This is a genomic window from Lacrimispora sp. 38-1 (assembly GCF_049890855.1).
In the GTDB taxonomy this organism is placed as follows: domain Bacteria; phylum Bacillota; class Clostridia; order Lachnospirales; family Lachnospiraceae; genus Lacrimispora.
Window position 1 is genome coordinate 1 of the sequence record NZ_JBANEW010000042.1, and the last position, 19,690, is coordinate 19,690.

18 protein-coding genes are annotated in these 19,690 nt (G+C 40.9%); all 18 read right to left on the reverse strand.

Translation table 11 applies throughout. The features are described 5' to 3' along the window. Positions 1-166 precede the first annotated feature (166 nt). Positions 167-586: a pyridoxamine 5'-phosphate oxidase family protein gene (locus tag V7D18_RS08215; RefSeq protein ID WP_426153232.1), complete on the reverse strand. Its 420-nt coding sequence runs from the start codon at positions 584-586 to the stop codon at positions 167-169. A 76-nt stretch (positions 587-662) separates the two neighbouring features. After that, positions 663-1,022: a winged helix-turn-helix transcriptional regulator gene (locus tag V7D18_RS08220; RefSeq protein WP_426153234.1), complete on the reverse strand. Its 360-nt coding sequence runs from the start codon at positions 1,020-1,022 to the stop codon at positions 663-665. 187 nt (positions 1,023-1,209) lie between these two features. Continuing rightward, complete coding sequence (locus V7D18_RS08225; protein WP_426153236.1) at positions 1,210-2,568, reverse strand: anti-sigma-I factor RsgI family protein; 1,359 nt, start codon at positions 2,566-2,568, stop codon at positions 1,210-1,212. After that, positions 2,565-3,203, reverse strand: a complete 639-nt coding sequence (locus V7D18_RS08230) for a hypothetical protein (protein ID WP_426153238.1) — start codon at positions 3,201-3,203, stop codon at positions 2,565-2,567. Before V7D18_RS08230 ends, V7D18_RS08225 begins: the two co-directional genes overlap by 4 nt. Before the next feature lie 279 nt (positions 3,204-3,482). Further along, positions 3,483-5,324, reverse strand: coding sequence for a sigma-54-dependent Fis family transcriptional regulator (locus tag V7D18_RS08235; protein WP_426153241.1), 1,842 nt, complete (start codon positions 5,322-5,324; stop codon positions 3,483-3,485). A 17-nt stretch (positions 5,325-5,341) separates the two neighbouring features. Next, entirely contained in the window at positions 5,342-5,932 is a 591-nt protein-coding gene (locus tag V7D18_RS08240; protein WP_426153243.1) for a histidine phosphatase family protein, read from the reverse strand. After that, positions 5,880-7,031, reverse strand: a complete 1,152-nt coding sequence (locus V7D18_RS08245) for a DVU_1551 family NTP transferase (RefSeq protein WP_426153245.1) — start codon at positions 7,029-7,031, stop codon at positions 5,880-5,882. Before V7D18_RS08245 ends, V7D18_RS08240 begins: the two co-directional genes overlap by 53 nt. Continuing rightward, complete coding sequence (locus tag V7D18_RS08250) at positions 7,018-8,073, reverse strand: XdhC family aldehyde oxidoreductase maturation factor (protein WP_426153247.1); 1,056 nt, start codon at positions 8,071-8,073, stop codon at positions 7,018-7,020. Before V7D18_RS08250 ends, V7D18_RS08245 begins: the two co-directional genes overlap by 14 nt. Next, positions 8,066-9,376, reverse strand: coding sequence for a DVU_1553 family AMP-dependent CoA ligase (locus tag V7D18_RS08255; RefSeq protein ID WP_426153249.1), 1,311 nt, complete (start codon positions 9,374-9,376; stop codon positions 8,066-8,068). Before V7D18_RS08255 ends, V7D18_RS08250 begins: the two co-directional genes overlap by 8 nt. A gap of 15 nt (positions 9,377-9,391) precedes the next feature. Next, positions 9,392-10,720, reverse strand: a complete 1,329-nt coding sequence (trsS, locus tag V7D18_RS08260) for a radical SAM (seleno)protein TrsS (protein ID WP_426153251.1) — start codon at positions 10,718-10,720, stop codon at positions 9,392-9,394. Continuing rightward, complete coding sequence (locus V7D18_RS08265; RefSeq protein WP_426153253.1) at positions 10,713-11,171, reverse strand: DVU_1555 family C-GCAxxG-C-C protein; 459 nt, start codon at positions 11,169-11,171, stop codon at positions 10,713-10,715. Before V7D18_RS08265 ends, trsS begins: the two co-directional genes overlap by 8 nt. After that, a complete protein-coding gene (gene trsM / locus V7D18_RS08270; protein WP_426153255.1) occupies positions 11,164-11,901 on the reverse strand; it encodes a DVU_1556 family methyltransferase in 738 nt (245 codons plus the stop codon). Before trsM ends, V7D18_RS08265 begins: the two co-directional genes overlap by 8 nt. Beyond that, positions 11,902-12,108: a DVU_1557 family redox protein gene (locus V7D18_RS08275; protein WP_426153257.1), complete on the reverse strand. Its 207-nt coding sequence runs from the start codon at positions 12,106-12,108 to the stop codon at positions 11,902-11,904. A gap of 2 nt (positions 12,109-12,110) precedes the next feature. After that, positions 12,111-14,471, reverse strand: coding sequence for a pyridine nucleotide-disulfide oxidoreductase/dicluster-binding protein (locus V7D18_RS08280; protein ID WP_426153259.1), 2,361 nt, complete (start codon positions 14,469-14,471; stop codon positions 12,111-12,113). Between the two features lie 125 nt (positions 14,472-14,596). After that, positions 14,597-17,317, reverse strand: a complete 2,721-nt coding sequence (locus tag V7D18_RS08285) for a molybdopterin-dependent aldehyde oxidoreductase (protein ID WP_426153261.1) — start codon at positions 17,315-17,317, stop codon at positions 14,597-14,599. 417 nt (positions 17,318-17,734) lie between these two features. Continuing rightward, the gene (locus V7D18_RS08290; protein ID WP_426153263.1) at positions 17,735-18,118 is read right to left on the reverse strand and encodes a hypothetical protein; all 384 of its coding nucleotides are present in this window, start codon (positions 18,116-18,118) and stop codon (positions 17,735-17,737) included. A gap of 95 nt (positions 18,119-18,213) precedes the next feature. After that, a complete protein-coding gene (locus V7D18_RS08295) occupies positions 18,214-18,510 on the reverse strand; it encodes a hypothetical protein (RefSeq protein ID WP_426153265.1) in 297 nt (98 codons plus the stop codon). Positions 18,511-18,723: 213 nt separating this feature from the next. Then, a complete protein-coding gene (locus V7D18_RS08300; RefSeq protein ID WP_426153267.1) occupies positions 18,724-19,497 on the reverse strand; it encodes a TraX family protein in 774 nt (257 codons plus the stop codon). Positions 19,498-19,690 lie beyond the last annotated feature (193 nt).

Consider the following 19,690-nt stretch of genomic DNA (forward strand, 5'->3'; position numbering starts at 1 on the left):
ATACCAAAGCTTTCGACAAAAGTCAACAGTTTTTCTTATTTTTATTTTTAATTTTTTTTGAGGAACGTACATCTCTTTTTCAACCTGGAAAAATCGCCACTGCCGGCTGATTTCCTCTATTAAAACAGCCGGCGATTATGTTTCAGCCAATCGTTCTTTTGATTGATTAGTCAATATTAAATACTTCTGAATGGAAATTACTATAAAACCGGCCGTCTAATGCTGTAAACTTCAATACACAATAGTCAGGATCATTAACACCCTGGGGATAATACATGGTATCTCCATTGCGCCATATCATTTGCCTGCTCGCTTCATCTTCCAAAACTTCCATAGTACCTCTAAGCATTACTCCCCGGAAAAATCGCTTGTCACAAAAATAGATACATGCGTTTTCGTTGTCTTTGTATTGTCCCACTCTCATTGATGATGTATTTGTGGTAAAATAAAACGTTTTTATCCCCTCTCTTTTTCTGGGCGGAAGCATTGCTTTCGTATTGGGAAATCCCATACAGTCAACCGAGCTTATAAATGAAACACTTTGCTTATCAATCAGGTTACCAATTGTTTTTTCGGCATTTATCATTTCTTACACCTCCTTATTGTAATAAGATAACTCAATTTTAAATTAAGGTAAATTACCCACTTTTTTGTAGGTATCGTCATTCTGCGAATCCATTTGCCTTTAGAACATCATTCATTCCATTCTCCAGCATCAGTTCAATGCCCACTTTTTGCATGATTGTGATCGCCTGCAGCAGTTCACGGCCCCGGTTCGTTAAACAATATTCCACTTTAAGGGGATAACCGTCAAATGTCTGCTTTGAAATGATACCAAATGACATCAGCTCTTTCAATTGTTCTAAAAGCATTTTCTGATTAATTTTTTTAATACTATGTTCCAGCTGGGACAGCGATAACGGCTCTTTACCCAGCAGCCATAAAATAATAGGTTTCCATTTGCCTCTCGTAATATCGTGTGTAAGTTCCAGAGGACAAGTATACTCATCACGTACAATCAAGGTGTCACCTCCCGAATATTTCTCTCTCTACTCTATACGCATGTATTTTTATCTATCATATCATTCTACAATTTTAAGGTCCAGACTAAAATAATAAAAATCAGAAAACCACAGAAACAATATTGGGGGTATATTGTTCCTGTGGCTGTTAATTCTTTATAATGGCTTTTACCTGATCACCGGCTTTTTAAGAACCTTTTTTCGAATTACCCGGATTTGATTTTTTAACTGGCGTCTCCTGCTTTTCTTTTACCTCATCGGAGCTCTTATCAGAGTCAGCTTTTGACTCCTGCTTTTCGTCCTTAGACTGTGTTTTTTCCGACTCTTTAACCTCTTTGCTCTGTTCTTTTACTTCAGCCTTTTCCTGCTTATCACCTTCCTGATTTACTTTTATATCTTCTTTCAGCTGGCTTTTTGTTTCTTTTTCTTGTGCAGTCTTTTCTGTTTTGTCCGGTTTCATACTCTGGGATGGTTTCTCTTTTCTGGTGACATCTGCAGCTTTACTTTCCTCTGCCGAAGGATTGCCAGCGCCTGAAGTTTCTTGGCTCATCGTGTTTGATACGGCATCAGATGGGGAGGCAGCTTCACTGGTTGTTTCAGGCTGCTCTGCAACGGCTGTTTTTCTATTCTTTTTAATTTCTTTCATAATATCTTTTACAGGTCTGTTTAACCATTCCTCTATTACAATACTGTCAGGATCGCCGGCACTTGACTTTAATTTTTCTACTAAATTCAGTTTACCAGGTGTCACTCCCAAAGTTCTTGCTTCCCGGACCCGTTCTAATCCGACACTGGATACCTCGACTTCTACCGTTTCATCAACAAGTTTCTCAACTGCCTCACGTATTTCTAAAACAAATTTATCGGATATTTTCCGATTGCCGCCTGACACGGTAATAACAATACCGCCATCAATTGCTTTGCCCCATTGTGTATCCGTACCGCTGTTTTCCATAGCCTGACTGGCTGTAGCGGTTGCCGGTTCAGCCGTTTCGTTACCTTCCTTTGCCGCTTCGCTGGCTGTGGCTGTCACCGGCTCTGCTGTTTCATTGCTGCCCTCCACAGCTTCGCTGGCTGTGGCTGTCACCGGCTCAGTATTGCTTTCCTCAAAATAACCCTCGTTTGAAATCTGCTGTACCGTTGCCAATATGGCATCTTCAATGGTCTTATTTTTTAAATCTGTCATATTCAGTTCATCCAGTATGGCTTGACCGTCATCATTAACTGCCTTTACCTTAATCACCCGATCCAGCCGGTTCAGCGTATATTCTATGGAAGGATTCACATCAAGGCTGACATAAGAATATGGCGCAGCATAAACCCATACACCCGCACCGGTACCAAAAAGCATGATTGCCGCACAGGAAGCACATAATGCCATTTTTTTCGTTATAGGTAAATTTTTCATTTTTAAGTCCTCTTCCTTTTGTATTGACCAGATTTCCTGGCCTACCGCATAATTTCTATTTTTTACTTTTTTTATGCTGCCATCATCAGACAAAACAGCTGCAAATTTACCCTTTATTTCAAGTACAACTGATTTCATCGTTTCATCTCCTCTCTGATGGTTCGCAGATATTCAGCAAGTTCCTGATACTCTCCGGATAGTATCACTATGGCTGCTATTATATATTTTCGATGCCGCTCTATTATTTTCCGGGGTACTTTTGTATTATTTTCAAGAATTTTTACAGGTAATAATTTCGTATTTTCCAATACATGGGTAACCATTGGATCTCCTAAACAGAATGCAATGACCTTCCCGCAGGCAGTTTTTGTTTTCGCCGCCTTTGGAGAACATTTTATCAGATCAAAGAAAGTAAAGCCGTATTCCTTAAGGATATCATTTACCGTATTGATTTCAAATGCAAGGCTTTCCTGTTTATGTGACTCCAGTGATTTTTTAGAGACAGCATATCGAATGTGATCATTTTCAATATCATCTTCATCCGAATCCGAATCAAACAGGTTCGGATTCACGGATATTTCATTTTTGTATTTCTTCTGCTGTCTGATATAATCTATTAACCGTCTTTGCATCACCATTTTTGCAAAATTAAAAAAACTGCCGCGTTTTAAATCATAATCCTTAACAGCCTGTACAAATGCGCCTAAAGCGATGGACCATTCGTCATCACTTTTCGTTATAAAATGTCCTGTAACCTTAAATGCATTACTCAAAATGAACGTTTCCTGCTGTTCGATAAAACGATTTAATGTATTTTCATCCTGTGCCGCTTCCAAAGCCAGGTAATCCAGTTCACGCAGGACTATCCCCTCCCTTTATCCGGATTAAATGTATGTATCCGGAAATTATTTACTCTTCTTCTAGTTATATTCGATCATACTTTTATTTTTTTTGGGGTACCTGTCAATTTTTTTAATAAATGCCTGCCCATAAATACCCACCAGATCAATATTGCCTTTTTCATTGATCTGATGGGTATTATTATTATATTATTATATTTTTATATTATATTTTTTCATCTTGCTATAAAGCGTATTCCTTCTAATTCCTAAATCACTGGCTGTTCTGGTGATGTTCCCGTTATTCTTTTGAAGAACTTTCTTCAGTTGTTCCCGCTCCACATAGGCTAAGTCTAAAATTTCTTCCTCCTGACCGGTATCTTCACAACCGGTTTCCTGATTAAAGTATTCTGTAGGAATGGTTTCGGAATTAACAATCAACTCCACGATGTTTTCCAGTTCCCTGATATTTCCGGGCCAGTTATAATTCATCATCTGTTTTAAATATTCCTTTGGAATTGCCACCTCTTTTTTATTAAGCTTATTACAGATCAGTTTCATAAAGTATTGGATCAGCAGACCGATATCCCCTTTTCGTTCACGCAGTGGCGGCAAATATAACGGCAGTACATTAAGGCGGTAATAAAGGTCCTTTCTGAATCTTCCGGATTCCACTTCTTTTTTTAGATCTTTATTGCTGGCAGCAATGACCCGTACATTAACAGGTATCGACTTCTGACTGCCAATCCTTGTTATGATTCCTTCCTGCAGTACTCTTTGAAGTTTCACCTGCATATCCAGAGGCAGCGCACCGATTTCGTCAAATAATATGGTCCCGCCATCCGCCTGTTCGAACTTCCCCTGGCTTCCTCCTTTTTTTGCTCCTGCATACGCGCCCTCTTCATAGCCGAAGAGCTCCAGCTCCATAAACTCTTTTGGTATTGCCCCGCAGTTAATTGCGATAAACGGTGCATCCATTCTGCTGCTGTAATTGTGTATGGACTGGGCAAACACTTCTTTTCCGGTACCGCTTTCCCCTAAAATCAGGATCGTTGACTTGCTGTCTGATATTTTTTTTGCATATTGGACAATTTTTAAGAAACTGGGGTCCTCACCAATAATTTTATCAAAGATATAATAGGCCGCAATATTTGATTTTTTTATCTCTTCAAAAATGTATACAATCTCGATACTGTCATCCACAGGATTATATATGGGATTCGCCGTAAGATGACAGCTAAAATTCTTAATGCTGATATCCTGTTCCACATTCTCTCCATTAACGATAACTTCTATCATGGATTCCCAGTTTCTGATCAGCTCATTCACCCTGGTTGTTTCCATAAGGCTGTCAGCTTTGCCGAAAAGTTCGGTCGCCTGATTGTTATATAATTTTATATTTCCTTCCAGATCAGAAGTAATAATTGCAACCGGCATGGAATTGAATATGGTATTCATATGTTTATAATTTATATTCTGTAATTTATGGTACTCTTTTACTTTGAGCATTTCTTCAATGGCATTGGAAGCTGCAATTACCATTCCAAGAGTATGTGGATGAACCTGTTCCGTATAGCCTGTCAGATTTAAAACTCCAATGAGTTTCCCATGGCTGTCTTTGATGGGAGCTCCGGAGCAGGTCCACCGGTGGTAGGCCTTTATCAAATGATCTTCTCCAGATAATTGTATGGGGCTTCCCGTTTTCAGCACAACCGCCATTGCATTTGTACCAATACTCTCCTCATCCATGTAAGCGCCCGGAATCATCTTCAGTTCAAAGGCCTCATTCAGGATCTTCTCATTGCCGAATACATTTAAAATACAGCCTTCCCCATCCGTCAGTAAAACGAAAAAATTATAATCAATAACAAAATTAATCAGCTGCTCCATATATGGGGCTGCAGTTAAGATCATATTTCTTTTCTCTGCAAACTTCTTTTGCAATTCAATATTATCGATTATTTTTTTACTGTAGACCTGGTCGCAGCTGATATCCGCCGCTATGCTTCTCCTTCGTGAGCTTTCAATAATCGTGCGAAAATCATTATGATTCATCCTGAATTGCCCCCCTTTCATACCAAACGTTTCACCTGACATATGGAATCTTCCTTCCACAGCAATTCGTAAACACAGCCATATGGCTGTCTGATCAGGAAAAAATCGTCAATGGAAATCCCCTGTATCTCACTTAAAATGGTTCTGTTAACTCCGGCATGTCCAATGATCATGATATCTCCGGAATAGCTCTTTCGAATGCGTTCAAATTCAGGCAGCACTCTTTCTGCCAGCTGCCCGAAGCTTTCCCCTTCCGGCGGCTTAAAGGTTAATAAATTCTTTCCCCTTTCTTCGTAAGCAGCAGGGAAATTCATTTTAATCATTTCGATTGGTTTGTTTTCCCATAATCCTAAATTAATTTCCGTAAATTCCTTTACCTGGATAAAATCGTGCCTGCTGCCTCCAAACAGGATCTCTGCCGTTTGCACACACCTTTTTAACGGACTGGTAAAAACAAAATCTATTGGAATATCTTTAAATGTTTCCTTTAAGAATTCCGCCTGCATGATTCCTTCCTGATCTAAGGGCAAATCTGTAATCCCCAGATATCTCTTTTCATTTCCTGTATGTATCTTCCCATGCCTGACCAGATATATCCGTTTTGTCATATTGAAAGCCTGTACCGGTAATCCTTTCTATTTTATGGATGACAGACCGGGCCGACAGCCAGCGCCTTTTTATATTTTCAATTGCCTCTGGAGTGTCCCCTTTGTCTCTTAAAGCCTGAGTAAATTTTTCGTCCAGGCTGCAGATTCTGTCCGTCTTTACAATCTTATCCGCCAAATAAAGAAGTTCATTTTCTGTCAGTGGCTCCTGTTCATGAACATCTAAATCCATATGGGTTGCCATAATTTTGCTTACGGAATCATACCCCATGGCTTTTATGATATCAGCACCTGCAGCTGCATGATTTTTTTCATTTCTCATCATGTCATGTAAAAGGGCAGCTGCAGAAAGCGCATTCCCATTTAATTGAATGCCTGATGAGTCCAGCTTCATAAAAAGGTTATGTGCAATTTGTTCGACCGCATCGCAATGCCTGCAGACTGGTTCCGGGACTTTATAATATGCCCTGATTGCCCGGCATTCTTCCGCATCAGGAGCATCCAGCTGATCATATGCCAGAAGATTTTCATAATCTTCTGCTTTATCCATGTCCATTAGTATGGCTCTGTCACATACTGGAACACATACGGAATCTTCTTCAAGCTTCTCCAGAATCCGTTTGAGTCCGCCTTCATCCGGACTTCCTGTGATCAAAGCATTGTATTTGCAGCTGATCAGCGGGGGATGACCTTTTTCACCATAAAATGTCGGATAAAGTATTCCTCTACTACATTTATAATATTTATCTGTCAAAAAATCCAGTGTTTTTGATTTAATTAATGGAATATCCACTGGCTGCATAAAAAATGCATCGATATTTTTATCCAAAGCCAGGATTCCCTTTTTTATAGAAGTCAGCATCCCCTCTGCATAGGATTCATTTAATACCCAGGTTACATCAGGGTCTTTCAGCTGCCCCATTACCTCATCACTATTATATCCCACTACAATATAAATATCCCGCACACCGGAACCACGGTATGTATCTATTAACCGCTCCATTGCTGTACGGCCTTTAAATCTGAACAATGGCTTAAAACCATTCATTCGTGAGGAATATCCTGCTGCTATTATAATAACTGCAATCCTATCCCCTGTCATAGGCCTGCCCTCTTCTTACCTTTATCAGTTCTGCCGCTATGCTGACCGCTATCTCCTCCGGAGTCTCAGCATGGATTCTAAGGCCGATCGGGCAGTAAATCCTCTTAACATCTTCTTTTGTAAAGCCTTCCTGTAATAATTCCTGATAAGTATAATCTCTTTTTTTGCTGCTTCCGATTACTCCGATATATTTTGCGTCGGTTTTTAACATCTGGGCAAGAACTTTCATATCATAGGAATGTCCCCGGGTTACAATAATAATATAACTGTCATGATTAATCATGATTTTATTTGATAAATTATCAAGAGAGGACAATGCCCTCACTTCATCTGCAGTCTGAAATCTTTTTTTATTAGCAAATTCTTTTCTGTCATCTACCACAACTGTATAAAATCCCAGTTCCTTAGTGAACCCTGCAATTTTCTGGGCGATATGCCCCGCTCCGATGATGCAGACACGTTCAAACCGGTAAAATGGCTCTATGAGATAACGCCCCTCTTCTTCCTGCAATTCAATTTCAATATGATTGAAATTTTCGCGGATGGATTTGGTGATCCTCTGCAAATCATGATCTTCAGTTCCATAAAAAGCAGTTTCTGTACAGATCCATTTGTCTTTGCCTGTGATAAACGGAATATCCTTGTGGACCTTTGTAATCAGCACAAATTCCAATCCCTGTTTTTTTAGTTCGCCTGCCTTCTGATAAATACTCACAGCATCCCCATCATAGGGATCCACATATTCTATGAGTACTTTTACACCCCCGCCGCAGACCATATCTATGGAAGAATCCTTCTTATCGATCAGAATAAAATCCTTAATTACAAATTCCCTGCTTGCAAAAACTCCGGAAGAAAGTTTTGTTACCATGGCCTCCAGCATTCCCCCGCCAATGGACCCGATTAAGGTAAAATCCCGTTTTACTATCATTTTGGTTCCTGCTTCCCTTGGTGCGGAGCCAGATTTACTTACTATGGTCGCTACAACAAAATCCTGTCTGTCCCTCAGTAAAACATTCATTTTTTCGTAAATATCATCCATCTTTTCCCCCACCTTCCTGCAGACGAATCAAGTTTCTTTTTCCCATACTGTTTGTGATTTCAAATATCCTGCTGTCAGGCTTCCAGGTTATATGAAGCTTTAGATCTGTCTTCCACCCGGAACAAATGCGTTCAGCAATTTCTTCCTGAAGTTTCTTAAATGATTCTCCATTCATTAAAGTCAGGCGGATTTCCAACATATCTGTCTGGGAAAAAGCTGCGGTATAATCCAGTACTTCACTGTATTTTAAAATGATTTCATCAAGCTCCCTCAAATGCATTTCTTCCAAATTATCAAAAACCACTTTATTTGTAATTCTTCCTGTTACTTTATCCATTGTTCTTAAAAATGTCCCGCAGGCACACTGGTTTTGGGAAAAACGTGCCATATCACCGGTCCGGTACCGGATCAGTGGCATAGCCTGCCGGCGAAACGTGGTAAATACCACCTCTCCATACTGGCCATCCTTTGCAGGTTCTCCTGTCTCCGGATCAATAATTTCAAAATATAAATCCCCTTCCCGCAGATGATAACCGGCTAAAGCCTGGCATTCTACTCCTCCTCCGTATCCCATTTCCGTCATCCCATAGTGATTGAAAACAGCACAATGAAATCTGTTTTCCAATTCCTGCACCAGAACACCAGGCACATAGTCCGTACTCAGCAGAACCTTTTTTATATATTTACGGAATACTTCACTTTTAATCCGGCTGAAATATAAAATCTGCATGGGGATTCCCACAATACAGGATATGCTATTCTCTTTTATAATCTGTTCCACTTCCTCCGGATCTCTTAAAACTCCATGAACGATGCATTCTATATGAGACAAAGCCAGTGCTTTTTTTAACAGATCCCCAATGCTTCCGTATGCTTTGCCGGGGAGAAGCACTAATACCCGGTCAGACTGGTCAGACAGACAGCTCATACCATACTGAAAAAAATCGATGGTCTGATTTAAATCTTCTTCTGTAAAATAAATCCGTTTTTCCTCTCCGCTTGTTCCGGACGTATTAAGCGTAACAATCCGCTTTACTTCCTTTTCCGATACACATAAAAAGTCCGTCGGTTTTTTTCTTATATCTTCCGGATACGTAAAAGGAACAGCATGAAAGCCGCTCATGGTTTTTATGGAATCAATGTCTGTCTGTGCCAGCAGTTTTTTATAATACCTGCTGTTATCTTTTGCATAATGCAGCGTACTGACCAATTGTTGTATCTGGTATTCTTCCAGTGCCTGTCTGCTTCGTTCATGGATTCCGGTACGTTTAAGAATCCAGTTTTCCAACGGCGTCTGCTTCATCTTGCGACCCCTTTTCTATTTTCTATAAAGAGACCTTCCTTCCGTATTTGTTAAATTATACATACAAAACGGGATGAGTCTTAAATCACCGGTCACAACATGAATGCAGCAGTCTCTGATCCGGTCTAAGTTAACATTCCACGCATCCTGAAATGCCATTGCAGAAATACTGAAGGAATTCCTCTGAATATTCTGCAGTATGACGTCCCAGTCAGAAGCGTCCTTTTGCTCCTCACAGGCTTTTTCTTCATGGCCCGACCAGTTTCTGGCTACAAACGCTTTTGCCTTTTTTGCTCCTTCTTCTGCCCGTTCTGAACCGCAGCAGCAGCTTTTTCGCTTTGTAACCGGCTTTAGTTCCGTTCCGTCAATCATGTAATTGCCGTGAAAGGAGCAAAGAGAATTTTCACACCCCGGCGGTTCCATGCTTTCGGCAGTTATCATTCCTCCCGTTTGTCTTGTTACTTCTTCCATGACTTCAGGCAGAGTGATTCGGTCCATATCGGCAGGTGCATGGGGCATCCTGCCAAAGTAACTGACCGGCTGAAAATGCACCCCTCTGACTGCAGGAGCCTGCCCGGCTGCAAACCGGATTATATCCCCAATCTGAAGGATGTTAATGCCTGGAACCAGTGTCGGCACCAATACAACCCCGATCTCATACTTTCTGCAGTTTTCTATCGCTTTCAGTTTCTTATCAATCAGCGGCTGTCCTCTCAGCTTTTTATATGTTTCATCACTGATACCGTCAAATTGTAAGAAAACGGAACTGAGTCCTGACATCTTAAGTGCCCTGACATAGTCTTCCTCTTCTGCCATGCGGATCCCATTGGTATTCACCTGAATAAAAGAAAAACCCAGTTCTGTACCCATTCTGACGATTTCCGGCAGATCATCTCTGACTGTTGGCTCTCCACCGGACAGCTGAATATTACAGTTGCCGGAAACTTCAAAAACCTTTTGGTATTGAAGGCGGATGGTATCTAAAGATGGCTCTTCACTCTTTGCTGTGTGAGAATCTGCAAAGCAGAATTTACAATTTAGATTGCAGTTCTGAGTTACTTCAATTAACGCCGTGCATGTATGCTGCCTGTGATCTGCACAGAGTCCGCAATCAAAAGGACAGCCCTCTGTAACACTGGTCACAGGATTTTTGATATGTGCTCTTTCCTTATTTCTGATCCAGCTGGTCATGGGAATACCGCCTCTCCACAAAACCGTTGTTGAAGTTCCATGTTCCGGACAGGTCTTTCTCATAAAAGAAGTACCTTCCTCTGTAATAATGAACGCAGGTATCTTCTTTAAACAGACAGGACATAAGCTTTCAGTTTCATGCAGATCAATCATTATCATTCTCCCTGTTTCCGTAATCAAAGCCGTATTCAAACAGCATTTCACAAACCTTCAGATAACTTTTTGCAAGTATATCTCCGCACTTTACCTGATAGGTCTGGTTTCCGTCCTTAAAGCTTGTCACTCCAATCAGGTCCTGACAATCCATGCTTCCGAATTCGATTTCAAACCATTGGCAGTATTCATCAATCATTCTTGAAAAATGCTCATTTGCGTATTCCTCTTCCCTGCCTTTTCCTGCATACAGTCCCAGTATCCCGACTCCGCCGGTTAAGACACCGCAGGTTTTCTGATTCCCCCCAATCCCTTTGCAAAGGCCTTGTACCGCTCTTATCAGGTCATGATTTTCCTTTTCCTCTTCTTCAAGGGCTAATTTCATCATAACCTGTGTGCAGCAGAAACCCGACGCAGACAATTTAAATATTTTAAAAGTCAGATCATCCATGATTTTGCTCCTTTCTGCCAATCAGTATAAAATACCCTGGTTTACATAGCTTTATCTTTTGTTGAAATAACGTTCCTGTTTCACAATCTCCGCTTCCCACCGCCTTATTCCAGAAAACATCCATGGAACCGAACTGAAAAATGATCTTTACCATCAGTTCTTTTAACAGATCACTGCAGTCCTCAGTCAAAAGGATATCAAAGCCCATATCCTCTATCTTTTCCTCCAGTTTTTCCAGATCATGAAGTCCTCTCATGCAGCTGACAATGGAACTGTTTTTTAAGTCTGCGGCTGCATCCGGATTTTTTGCGTAAACATCGGTGACCACAAAAAAGCCGCCATTTTTTAAAACCCGCCTTACCTCACTTAAAGTCTTACCTATATCATTCATGAGTGATAAGGTGCATTCTGCCAGTACAAAATCAAAATTTTCGTCTGGAAACGGCAGAAAATCTCCTGTTCCTGTCACAAAATCAGCAAACGGGCATACCTCCTTAGCCATACCAAGCAGTTTTTCGGAAGGATCAATTCCAACCGCTTTTATTTTATAGTTCTCATATAAAAATTCAATCGTGGCACCCATCCCGCAGCCTAAATCCAGAATCCTGTTCTCAGAAGTAATATGGCAAAACTCGACGGCCTTCTTTGTCAGTTTAAACTCTCCCGGCCTTAATGTACGGCCCATTACGTCGCTCATGCATCTGCTTTCATATGCATTGCAGCTTTTCAATTATTTATCCTCCAATCCCTTTTCTACTTCCAGCATTTTCCCCAAAGCCAGTTCCTCACTGATAAACACCTGATTGCATTGGGGACATTTAAAAAGTTCTACTTCAAAGTTTCCTTCCAGATACCTTACTTTCACCTTTTCCGGGACCAGCTCCCTGCTGCATCTGCTGCAGATCCATGGATTTTTTTCCTTCTTGTCAGCTTCCACTTTTACTCCTCCAATATTTCCATCCTGTGGCTGTACACCTGTTTGACAAAAATCTCATTTTCCTTTTCCTCATACTGAACCCAGTATGTCACATTTCCCAGCCTTAATCTGGCCAGGTAATTGCATGTATCCGGCTGAAAGAACCGTTCATTGTTTTTTCTGGAATGGTCAACGACTTTCCATACATCATCTGTTAAGATAAACCGCTCATCCATAACAGCCATAACATCATCCGGTATTATTAATTTAAAATCACAGCCTGTTTCCATATCCTGATCTTCCTTCCATATTTCTTTCAGCAGATCTGCCTTTAATTTTCTTCTGTTGTTATGTCTGTCAGATAATGTGAGAATGGTCTGAGGAGTATCGTCATCAATTTCATTTCCATAAATAATATCCAGAATGTGGTATACTCTCTTATTTCCCCTCATAAGAGAATCCTTGCACATTGCACAGTAAACCAGCAGATCTTCGCTGCTTTCACTGATGCGGTCCGATACAAATGCTTCCGCCTGTTCTTTATTGGCATTGGAAACCAGTCCGCCATAGCCGCAGCATTTTGCTTTTTCCCTGGAATAATCAAGTTCCTCTATCTTATAGCCTAAGGTTTTTGCAATATTGCGAATGCTCTCATGAATTCCCCCATGATATCTTGCAGTACAGGCATCATGGATATTTAAGATCCGCTTTCCCTGTTTAATGTCAACCTCCGGCAAACCATAATGATCCAGAACTTCCCATAATGATACAGTCTGAATCATAGGCATATATTTTTCAAACACACTCATGCAGCTGGTACATGCCAGGATAAAAACCGGTTGTCCCATATCTTCCCAAACGTCTTTAATCTTATTCACATTTTCCTGCATTAAATCCTGTCTGCCTGCCCAGTCAGCCGGAGCACCGCAGCATCCTAAATATAATCCCACATCATTCTCAGCTTCCCGTTCCTTAATCACTCCAACCAGATGCTTATACAGCTCCCCGATATACTTTGCATGGGTGGCACTGAGCTGACAGCCGGGATAAAACAGATATCCAGTCTTTCCAGAGCCTTTATACAGTCCTCTTGCATATTGGGAGAAAGCCAGAACAGGGTAGTAAAAGAGGGATTTTGACTGTTCTTTATCCGGCTGTTTTCTGACAAACGAACAATCCTCACTCATGCTGAACTGCATATCCTTCAGTGCAAAATCATGTGCGGATAATGGCATCTTACCTCGTTCCACCATACTCTTCCTTGTTTCATGAATGATATCCTGCATCCCGATTCCAACCGGGCATTGTACCTTGCATAACCCGCATTCCGTACAGGAATTAATCATTTTATTTGCAAAGTGGGTTCCAAGAATAATCCGTTCATTGTGGCTGATTGATCTTATATATGCATTGGGCGTGATATCAAACTTCTGCATATGGCTGCAGGCCTTTATACACTCATTGCACTGGCATTTCAAGCAGCGCCCTGCTTCTTTCTGGGCTTCAGCTCCGGAATAAATTTCCGATTCTTTTTCTGCTGGTAAAACAGAAACCACATCTTTCACAGAATAATCCAATAAAGTCTTATAAACGCCTTCCCGTTCACGGGATGCAGTCATAGAGCTTTTCGTGATATACCGGTCAATGGATACCGCCGCTCTTTTTCCGGAACTGGCAGATAAAATAACCGAATCCTCACAGCCGGAAAGTTTTCCGCCTATAAATAGCGGGAGTTCATCAACCTGAAATGTCACCGGATCAGGCTGATCATGTGTGCTCCACTCCCCTGTTCCCAGATACAGGGCGTCAAACTTTCCCATAAACTCCTTAAGGATATCTTTCGTCACCTCTGTACCAAAATTTATTTTTATACCGCTTTTTTCAATTTGTTCAAGCTCTGCTTCTATCATATCCTTATGAAGGACGCTTCCTTCATAATTCCAGATTCTTCCGCCTAACCGGTCTGTTTTTTCATATATCGTCACCTGATAGCCTTTTTTATTTAAATCAATGGCTGCACAAAGTCCGCTCAGTCCGCCGCCGACCACTGCCACACTGCCCTTTTTCTTTGGCATTGGAATTGACTTTTTGGGAGGCTTATAACCCAGTTCGATCACTGCCTTCTCCAGTTCACTGATACGGATACTTCCTCCTGCACCGTTTCTGGAGCATACGTTTTCACACGGGTGATCACAGATTTTTCCCAGCAGTCTGGTAAGAGGAAGCCTGCTTTCCATAAGTTTATACGCTTTTTCAAATTCGCCCTTTTCAATTTCTGATACAAATGCAATCACCTCCATATGAACCGGACAGGAGGCTGTACAAACCGGCGGTTCATTATGAATGCACTGATTGCTGATTTCCAATAATTTATCCAGATCCATTCTATTTCCTCTCCTATCGCCGACTGTATGTTACTGTGATCTTCATCGTGTCCGTACGGCCTGCTGCCCTCAAAAACGGAAAGAGGAATTGGGAAATGTGATCACCTCCCAATTCCTGATTTAAATTATTTCTTCAGGCCGGCAAGGACCTTTTCAGGAAGCGCCGGTAAATGTGTCACTCTGACACCGCATGCATTGTAAATCGCATTGATAATGGCTGCATGTGGAGCAGCAAGAGGCATTTCACCGGCACCGGAAGCGCCGTAGAAGTTATTTGGTCTTTTTGTCTCTGTATACATGAGCTGAAGCACATCCGGTACGTCCTTGATCTGTGGAATTCCACAGCGTGTCAATGTGGTATGCTTTTTCAAATCATCAAAGTCTTCTGATAATGCAAGACCGATGCCCTGAACAAGACCGCCGTACATCTGCCCGTCTACGGCCAGTTTATTAATAATGGTGCCCACATCAGATGCCAGCGTCATCTTTTCGACTTTCGTCTTACCGGTGTTTAAATCAACCTCTACTTCTGCAACGCAGACTCCGTACATATAACCTGCAAACGGGTTGCCCTGTCCTCCATTCGGCGGCGTGTCGGTACATGGAGCAGTCCATTTTCCGCTGTATTTTAATTCCAGTCCTTCTTCCACCATTTCATCATAAGTCCGGTAGGTGCCATCTTCCTTTTTCATGGCTTCCAGTAAATTTCTGCAGGCTGCCGTAGTGGCATTGCCTGTTACCAGGTTCTGGCGGCTGCCGCCGGATGGTCCGCTGTTTGGAGTCTTTGACATATCATTCATGACCAGATCAATCTGTTCCGGTCTTAAATTTAACGGCTTTAATGTTTCGTGGGCATAAGTTAATGTACCAATATCTGCTCCCTGCCCGTGATCTTCCCATGAGTTGCCTACAGAAACTCCTTTTGGAGTAAGCTCTGCCCAGGCCTCCGAAGAATCAGGACCATCGAGACCGCAGCCATAAATGTTGACGGTAATGCCTACACCATACTTTTTATCCTGGCTTTCTTCATTCTTCCTTGCAGCATTCTTTTTTGCCTCTTCATATACCGGACGGGCCTTTTCAAATAATCCCTCCAGACAATATACATCAGGCTGGCAGCCCGTCGGCGTAGTATCGCCTTCTCTGTATATATTCTTATAGCGGAACTCAAACGGATCCATGCCCGCTTTTTCTGCCAGTTCATCGATCAGTACTTCTGATGGGAACATAATTTCCGGTGCTCCATAGCCGCGGAATGCGGAACCCCAGCCATGATTGGTACATACTGTCCGTCCATTTCCCCGGATATTGGGAATCTGGTAGCCCGCACCGCCGAACTGGAATCCTCTCTGTGTCAGTAAGTCGCCGAATTCGGAATAAGGACCATGATCCACGCTCCAGTCAGACTCCATGGCCAGAATTTTTCCTTCTTTGTCCGCAGCCATCTTCATTGTTGTCCAGAATGGAGATCTCTTTCCTGTATAGGTAATCTGTTGGAACATATTAAATTCCAGATATACGGGGCGTCCTGTTGCAAGAGTTGCTACCCCCAGCAGAGCCTCAATCGTCGGACTGAACTTGTAACCAAAGGTACCGCCGGTATTATTCTGTACAATATAAACATCTTCTGGTTTCATTCCCACACCTTCCGCTATCATCAAAGAATGAAAATGAATTGCAATGCTCTTGGAATGAATGATTAATTTCCCGTCATCATCCACATATGCAAAGCCTACATCTGGTTCAATCGGCAGATGGGGCTGTCTCTGAACATAGAAGCTGTCCTCCACAACATAAGGAGCGCTTTCCATGATTGGAGCTGTCTCTTCGCCCTTTGCCACATAGTTTTCAAAGTAGACATTGGGTGTACCCGGATGGATCTCAATTGCATCTTCTGCCATGGCATCCGGCGCATTCATGTATGCAGGCAATACTTCTAATTGAACTTTTACCTTGTCAACACCTGCATGGGCTGCCTTTTCATTCTCAGCAAGGACAATTGCCAGAGCATCTCCAAACTGGAAAATTTTCTTATCATTTAAAATCGGCCGGTCTAATCCGTCGCCTTTATTGGTAGGAAATGCCAAACCGTTGATCCGGTTTGTTCCCTTTACGTCTTTATAGGTCAATACTGCGTATACACCCGGCACTTTTTCTGCTTCTGAGGTGTCAATGGATATAATATTGGCATGGGATACATCAGCCTGTACAATCTTTGCATGCAGGGTATTAGAAGGAAGCTTTAAGCCCAGATCTGCACCAAAGTCCCAGGTTCCTGTAACTTTTGCCAGTGCAGACGGACGGATGTATTCCGTTCCAATTAAGGATGCACCTTCCGGTATCTTCTTCCAGATATCCTTAACTTCTATCTCTCCTCTCATCAATTTTGCTGCATCCATAACCGAATCCACCAAAGGCTTGTAACCGGTACAGCGGCAAAGATTTCTGTTTTTCTGGAACCAGTCTCTCACTTCTTCCCTTGTGGGGTTATTGTTCTGATCCAGAAGAACTTTAGCTGAAACAATGAAGCCCGGAGTACAGTATCCACACTGAGCACCGCCATGAACCATCCATGCAATCTGAAGGGGATGAAGGCGGTCTTTTGTGCCGACTCCCTCAATAGTGATGATCTCGGAATTTTCTTCCACCTTTTTCATCCTGGTAATACACGATCTCACTAATTTTCCATTAAGAATTACGGAACAGGATCCGCATTCCCCGATTCCGCAGCCCACCTTTGTACCAGTAAGGCCAAGCTGTTTTCTTAAAACATCAGACAGCTTGTCTTCCGCATCAGCAACCAGAATCGTCTTAGTTCCATTGATTATTAATGCTTTCTTTTGCATCGTAACCCTCCTTTAAAATATCGCTCTCTTCTTTGTGTTTTTTGCACAATTTAGTTCGTTATAACCCAACTTTTACTGTACATTTATTGTATTTTATTTCATATACTCTTGTCAACTGTCACCAGATTGACCACTTTTTAGACCATAAATTGTACAATGAGTGCAATTTATATCAACCTGGGATCTGACGGTTTTCGACAAAATACGAATTCACCAAGCATTTGATATCTTTTATCAATTAAGATTTTTGCATAAGCAGTATTACTATGTCCAAAAATAGGGCAATTTTATATTTTTTCTTCAAAATATTTTTTTTTATTCTGAAAATAATATCAAATATGCAGGGATAAAAACACGGAAAAAAGCCGGAAACAAGATTAATCTTACTTCCGGCTTATGATATCTCCTATATAATATTTAAATTGACTCATTACTCCACTGAATTTTTACGATTTCAGGCTGCTGACTGTTATACCTTACCGTATGTACTGACCGTGTACTGCTATAAACACTTAGCTTATAAGTATCACCGCTCTTATCGGTAAAAGCCAGATAGCCCGCACCGGAGAAAAACCCTTCCGGCCCCTGTGCATCAACGTTAAGAACATAATCATAAATTCCCGGAGAACCAGTTAGGGTAATCCCATACACACATCCTTTATTATTAAATCGAATCATGTCATATAAATTCGAGGAACCGTTAATTGTAACCTCAGAATTCACTGTCATTCCATCTCTGCGTTCCGCACTTGAATTCTCACCTATTTTTGCTGCAGTAAAATCTGATACCGGATATGCCATATTAAAAACCTCCTTCTGCTTATCTTTCGTTTTCAGTTACAAATAAAAATGGGAAAAGTCCTTTTTCCCGTTTTTTCATATACATGCGACAAGAATTATTTACCGATTCTGATAGGTTCAATCGATAAAAGCTGAAACTTTCCACCTTCAAACGGTAATGCCTGATGCAAATAAACGGAAACCAGACTCCGCACTGGATTTAAGACCACGGGAGTGCTTTCGCAAATTATCATATGATTTTTGCCTGCCACAACCTGAGTTGCCGCATAAAGCAGTGGTGTGTAGTTAACTCCAACAATTGTACTCATTACCTGAGAGAATCCAGCCTCCACCTCTTCTGGTAATTTACATGGAGTAAATTCTTCTAATACCCAATTTCCTACTTCATTCATACTGATACCCCTTTCACTTTCTATTTTTCATACCGTTCTTAGCATACCTGTTTTACTGATGACCTGAAATAAAAAAGTAATCAGCTGGTAAAGGTTTACCAATTGATTACATTATAGTTTTTATTTAATTTTTTTGGTGTATTATGGTATAAGATGCAAATATCAGGCATATTCCGCTGTCAGAACGATCCAACGGTTATTGTTTTACCGGTTTCAAAAACATAGATTACCTATCCAGAATAACGCAAAAACGTGTAGAGGATAGAATATATAGAAAAGGTATTTGAGCCCTTTCCCTTTTTTCCCGTTGTACAGGTACATGAACGGGAGCGCTCCGATCATCATCCATTGATAATTTTCATAAAACATCTCTTTAACGTGAACACTATTCAAAGCTGTCAGTACAAAATAAACGATACAGAATATAGTATAAACAGCGCCAATACGTATTTTACTCTCCTTGGTAAAATACATCAATACACCCAGAAATACAAATAAAAAACTTCCTTCAGTAAAGATAAGGTTACCTGTTAATGCCCCCACAATATCATAGATACCATATCCTGGTATTATTTTTTTTGCGATAATGCAGATTGATGTACTCAAGATCTGATATAGACAAAAATAGATTAAGTAGTTATATCCACGTTTTTTATCTGACTGAAACATCTCCAGTATCCATATAACCACACCTATCAAGAACATGGTAACAAATATATTATTGGTTATTATACAATATGGATTGGGAAATAAATTATTACAAATGAAATCCATAATACCCATTATAACACCAAATCCATACATTCTGCGTAAGTATATTTTTCTGTTATGTGTGTACTTAAATCCCCATACCATGCAGAAAAAGAAAATGGGAGCTGAGACTCTTCCAATCCAATGAAACCATATCGGTATTCCCGGAATGAATTCAGCAATATGATCTATCAGCATAAAGCAAAGTGCAAGTATTTTTAATGATGTAGTTGTCATAAATCTTCATCACCTCTCACGAATTTTCTATGTTAATACATTCGAATGGAACACATTAATCTAAAAATATTATATCATATTCCAGATGATAACAACTCACTTTTTATATCAAAAAGGGCATGAGATCTTTTAGTACTTTTACTTATATAAACAAAAAAAGGATTCCAGAAAACCGGAAATCCTTGCAAACACT

What these genes read in the sequence shown, in the direction of transcription:
- V7D18_RS08295 (WP_426153265.1), bottom strand. Translation starts at nt 18,510, where the DNA reads ATGAATGAAGTAGGAAATTGGGTATTAGAAGAATTTACTCCATGTAAA.
- V7D18_RS08285 (WP_426153261.1), bottom strand. Translation starts at nt 17,317, where the DNA reads ATGCAAAAGAAAGCATTAATAATCAATGGAACTAAGACGATTCTGGTT.
- V7D18_RS08215 (WP_426153232.1), bottom strand. Translation starts at nt 586, where the DNA reads ATGATAAATGCCGAAAAAACAATTGGTAACCTGATTGATAAGCAAAGT.
- V7D18_RS08255 (WP_426153249.1), bottom strand. Translation starts at nt 9,376, where the DNA reads ATGAAGCAGACGCCGTTGGAAAACTGGATTCTTAAACGTACCGGAATC.
- V7D18_RS08280 (WP_426153259.1), bottom strand. Translation starts at nt 14,471, where the DNA reads ATGGATCTGGATAAATTATTGGAAATCAGCAATCAGTGCATTCATAAT.
- V7D18_RS08225 (WP_426153236.1), bottom strand. Translation starts at nt 2,568, where the DNA reads ATGAAATCAGTTGTACTTGAAATAAAGGGTAAATTTGCAGCTGTTTTG.
- V7D18_RS08265 (WP_426153253.1), bottom strand. Translation starts at nt 11,171, where the DNA reads ATGGATGATCTGACTTTTAAAATATTTAAATTGTCTGCGTCGGGTTTC.
- V7D18_RS08235 (WP_426153241.1), bottom strand. Translation starts at nt 5,324, where the DNA reads ATGAATCATAATGATTTTCGCACGATTATTGAAAGCTCACGAAGGAGA.
- V7D18_RS08290 (WP_426153263.1), bottom strand. Translation starts at nt 18,118, where the DNA reads ATGGCATATCCGGTATCAGATTTTACTGCAGCAAAAATAGGTGAGAAT.
- V7D18_RS08250 (WP_426153247.1), bottom strand. Translation starts at nt 8,073, where the DNA reads ATGGATGATATTTACGAAAAAATGAATGTTTTACTGAGGGACAGACAG.
- V7D18_RS08245 (WP_426153245.1), bottom strand. Translation starts at nt 7,031, where the DNA reads ATGACAGGGGATAGGATTGCAGTTATTATAATAGCAGCAGGATATTCC.
- V7D18_RS08240 (WP_426153243.1), bottom strand. Translation starts at nt 5,932, where the DNA reads ATGACAAAACGGATATATCTGGTCAGGCATGGGAAGATACATACAGGA.
- V7D18_RS08300 (WP_426153267.1), bottom strand. Translation starts at nt 19,497, where the DNA reads ATGACAACTACATCATTAAAAATACTTGCACTTTGCTTTATGCTGATA.
- trsS (WP_426153251.1), bottom strand. Translation starts at nt 10,720, where the DNA reads ATGATTGATCTGCATGAAACTGAAAGCTTATGTCCTGTCTGTTTAAAG.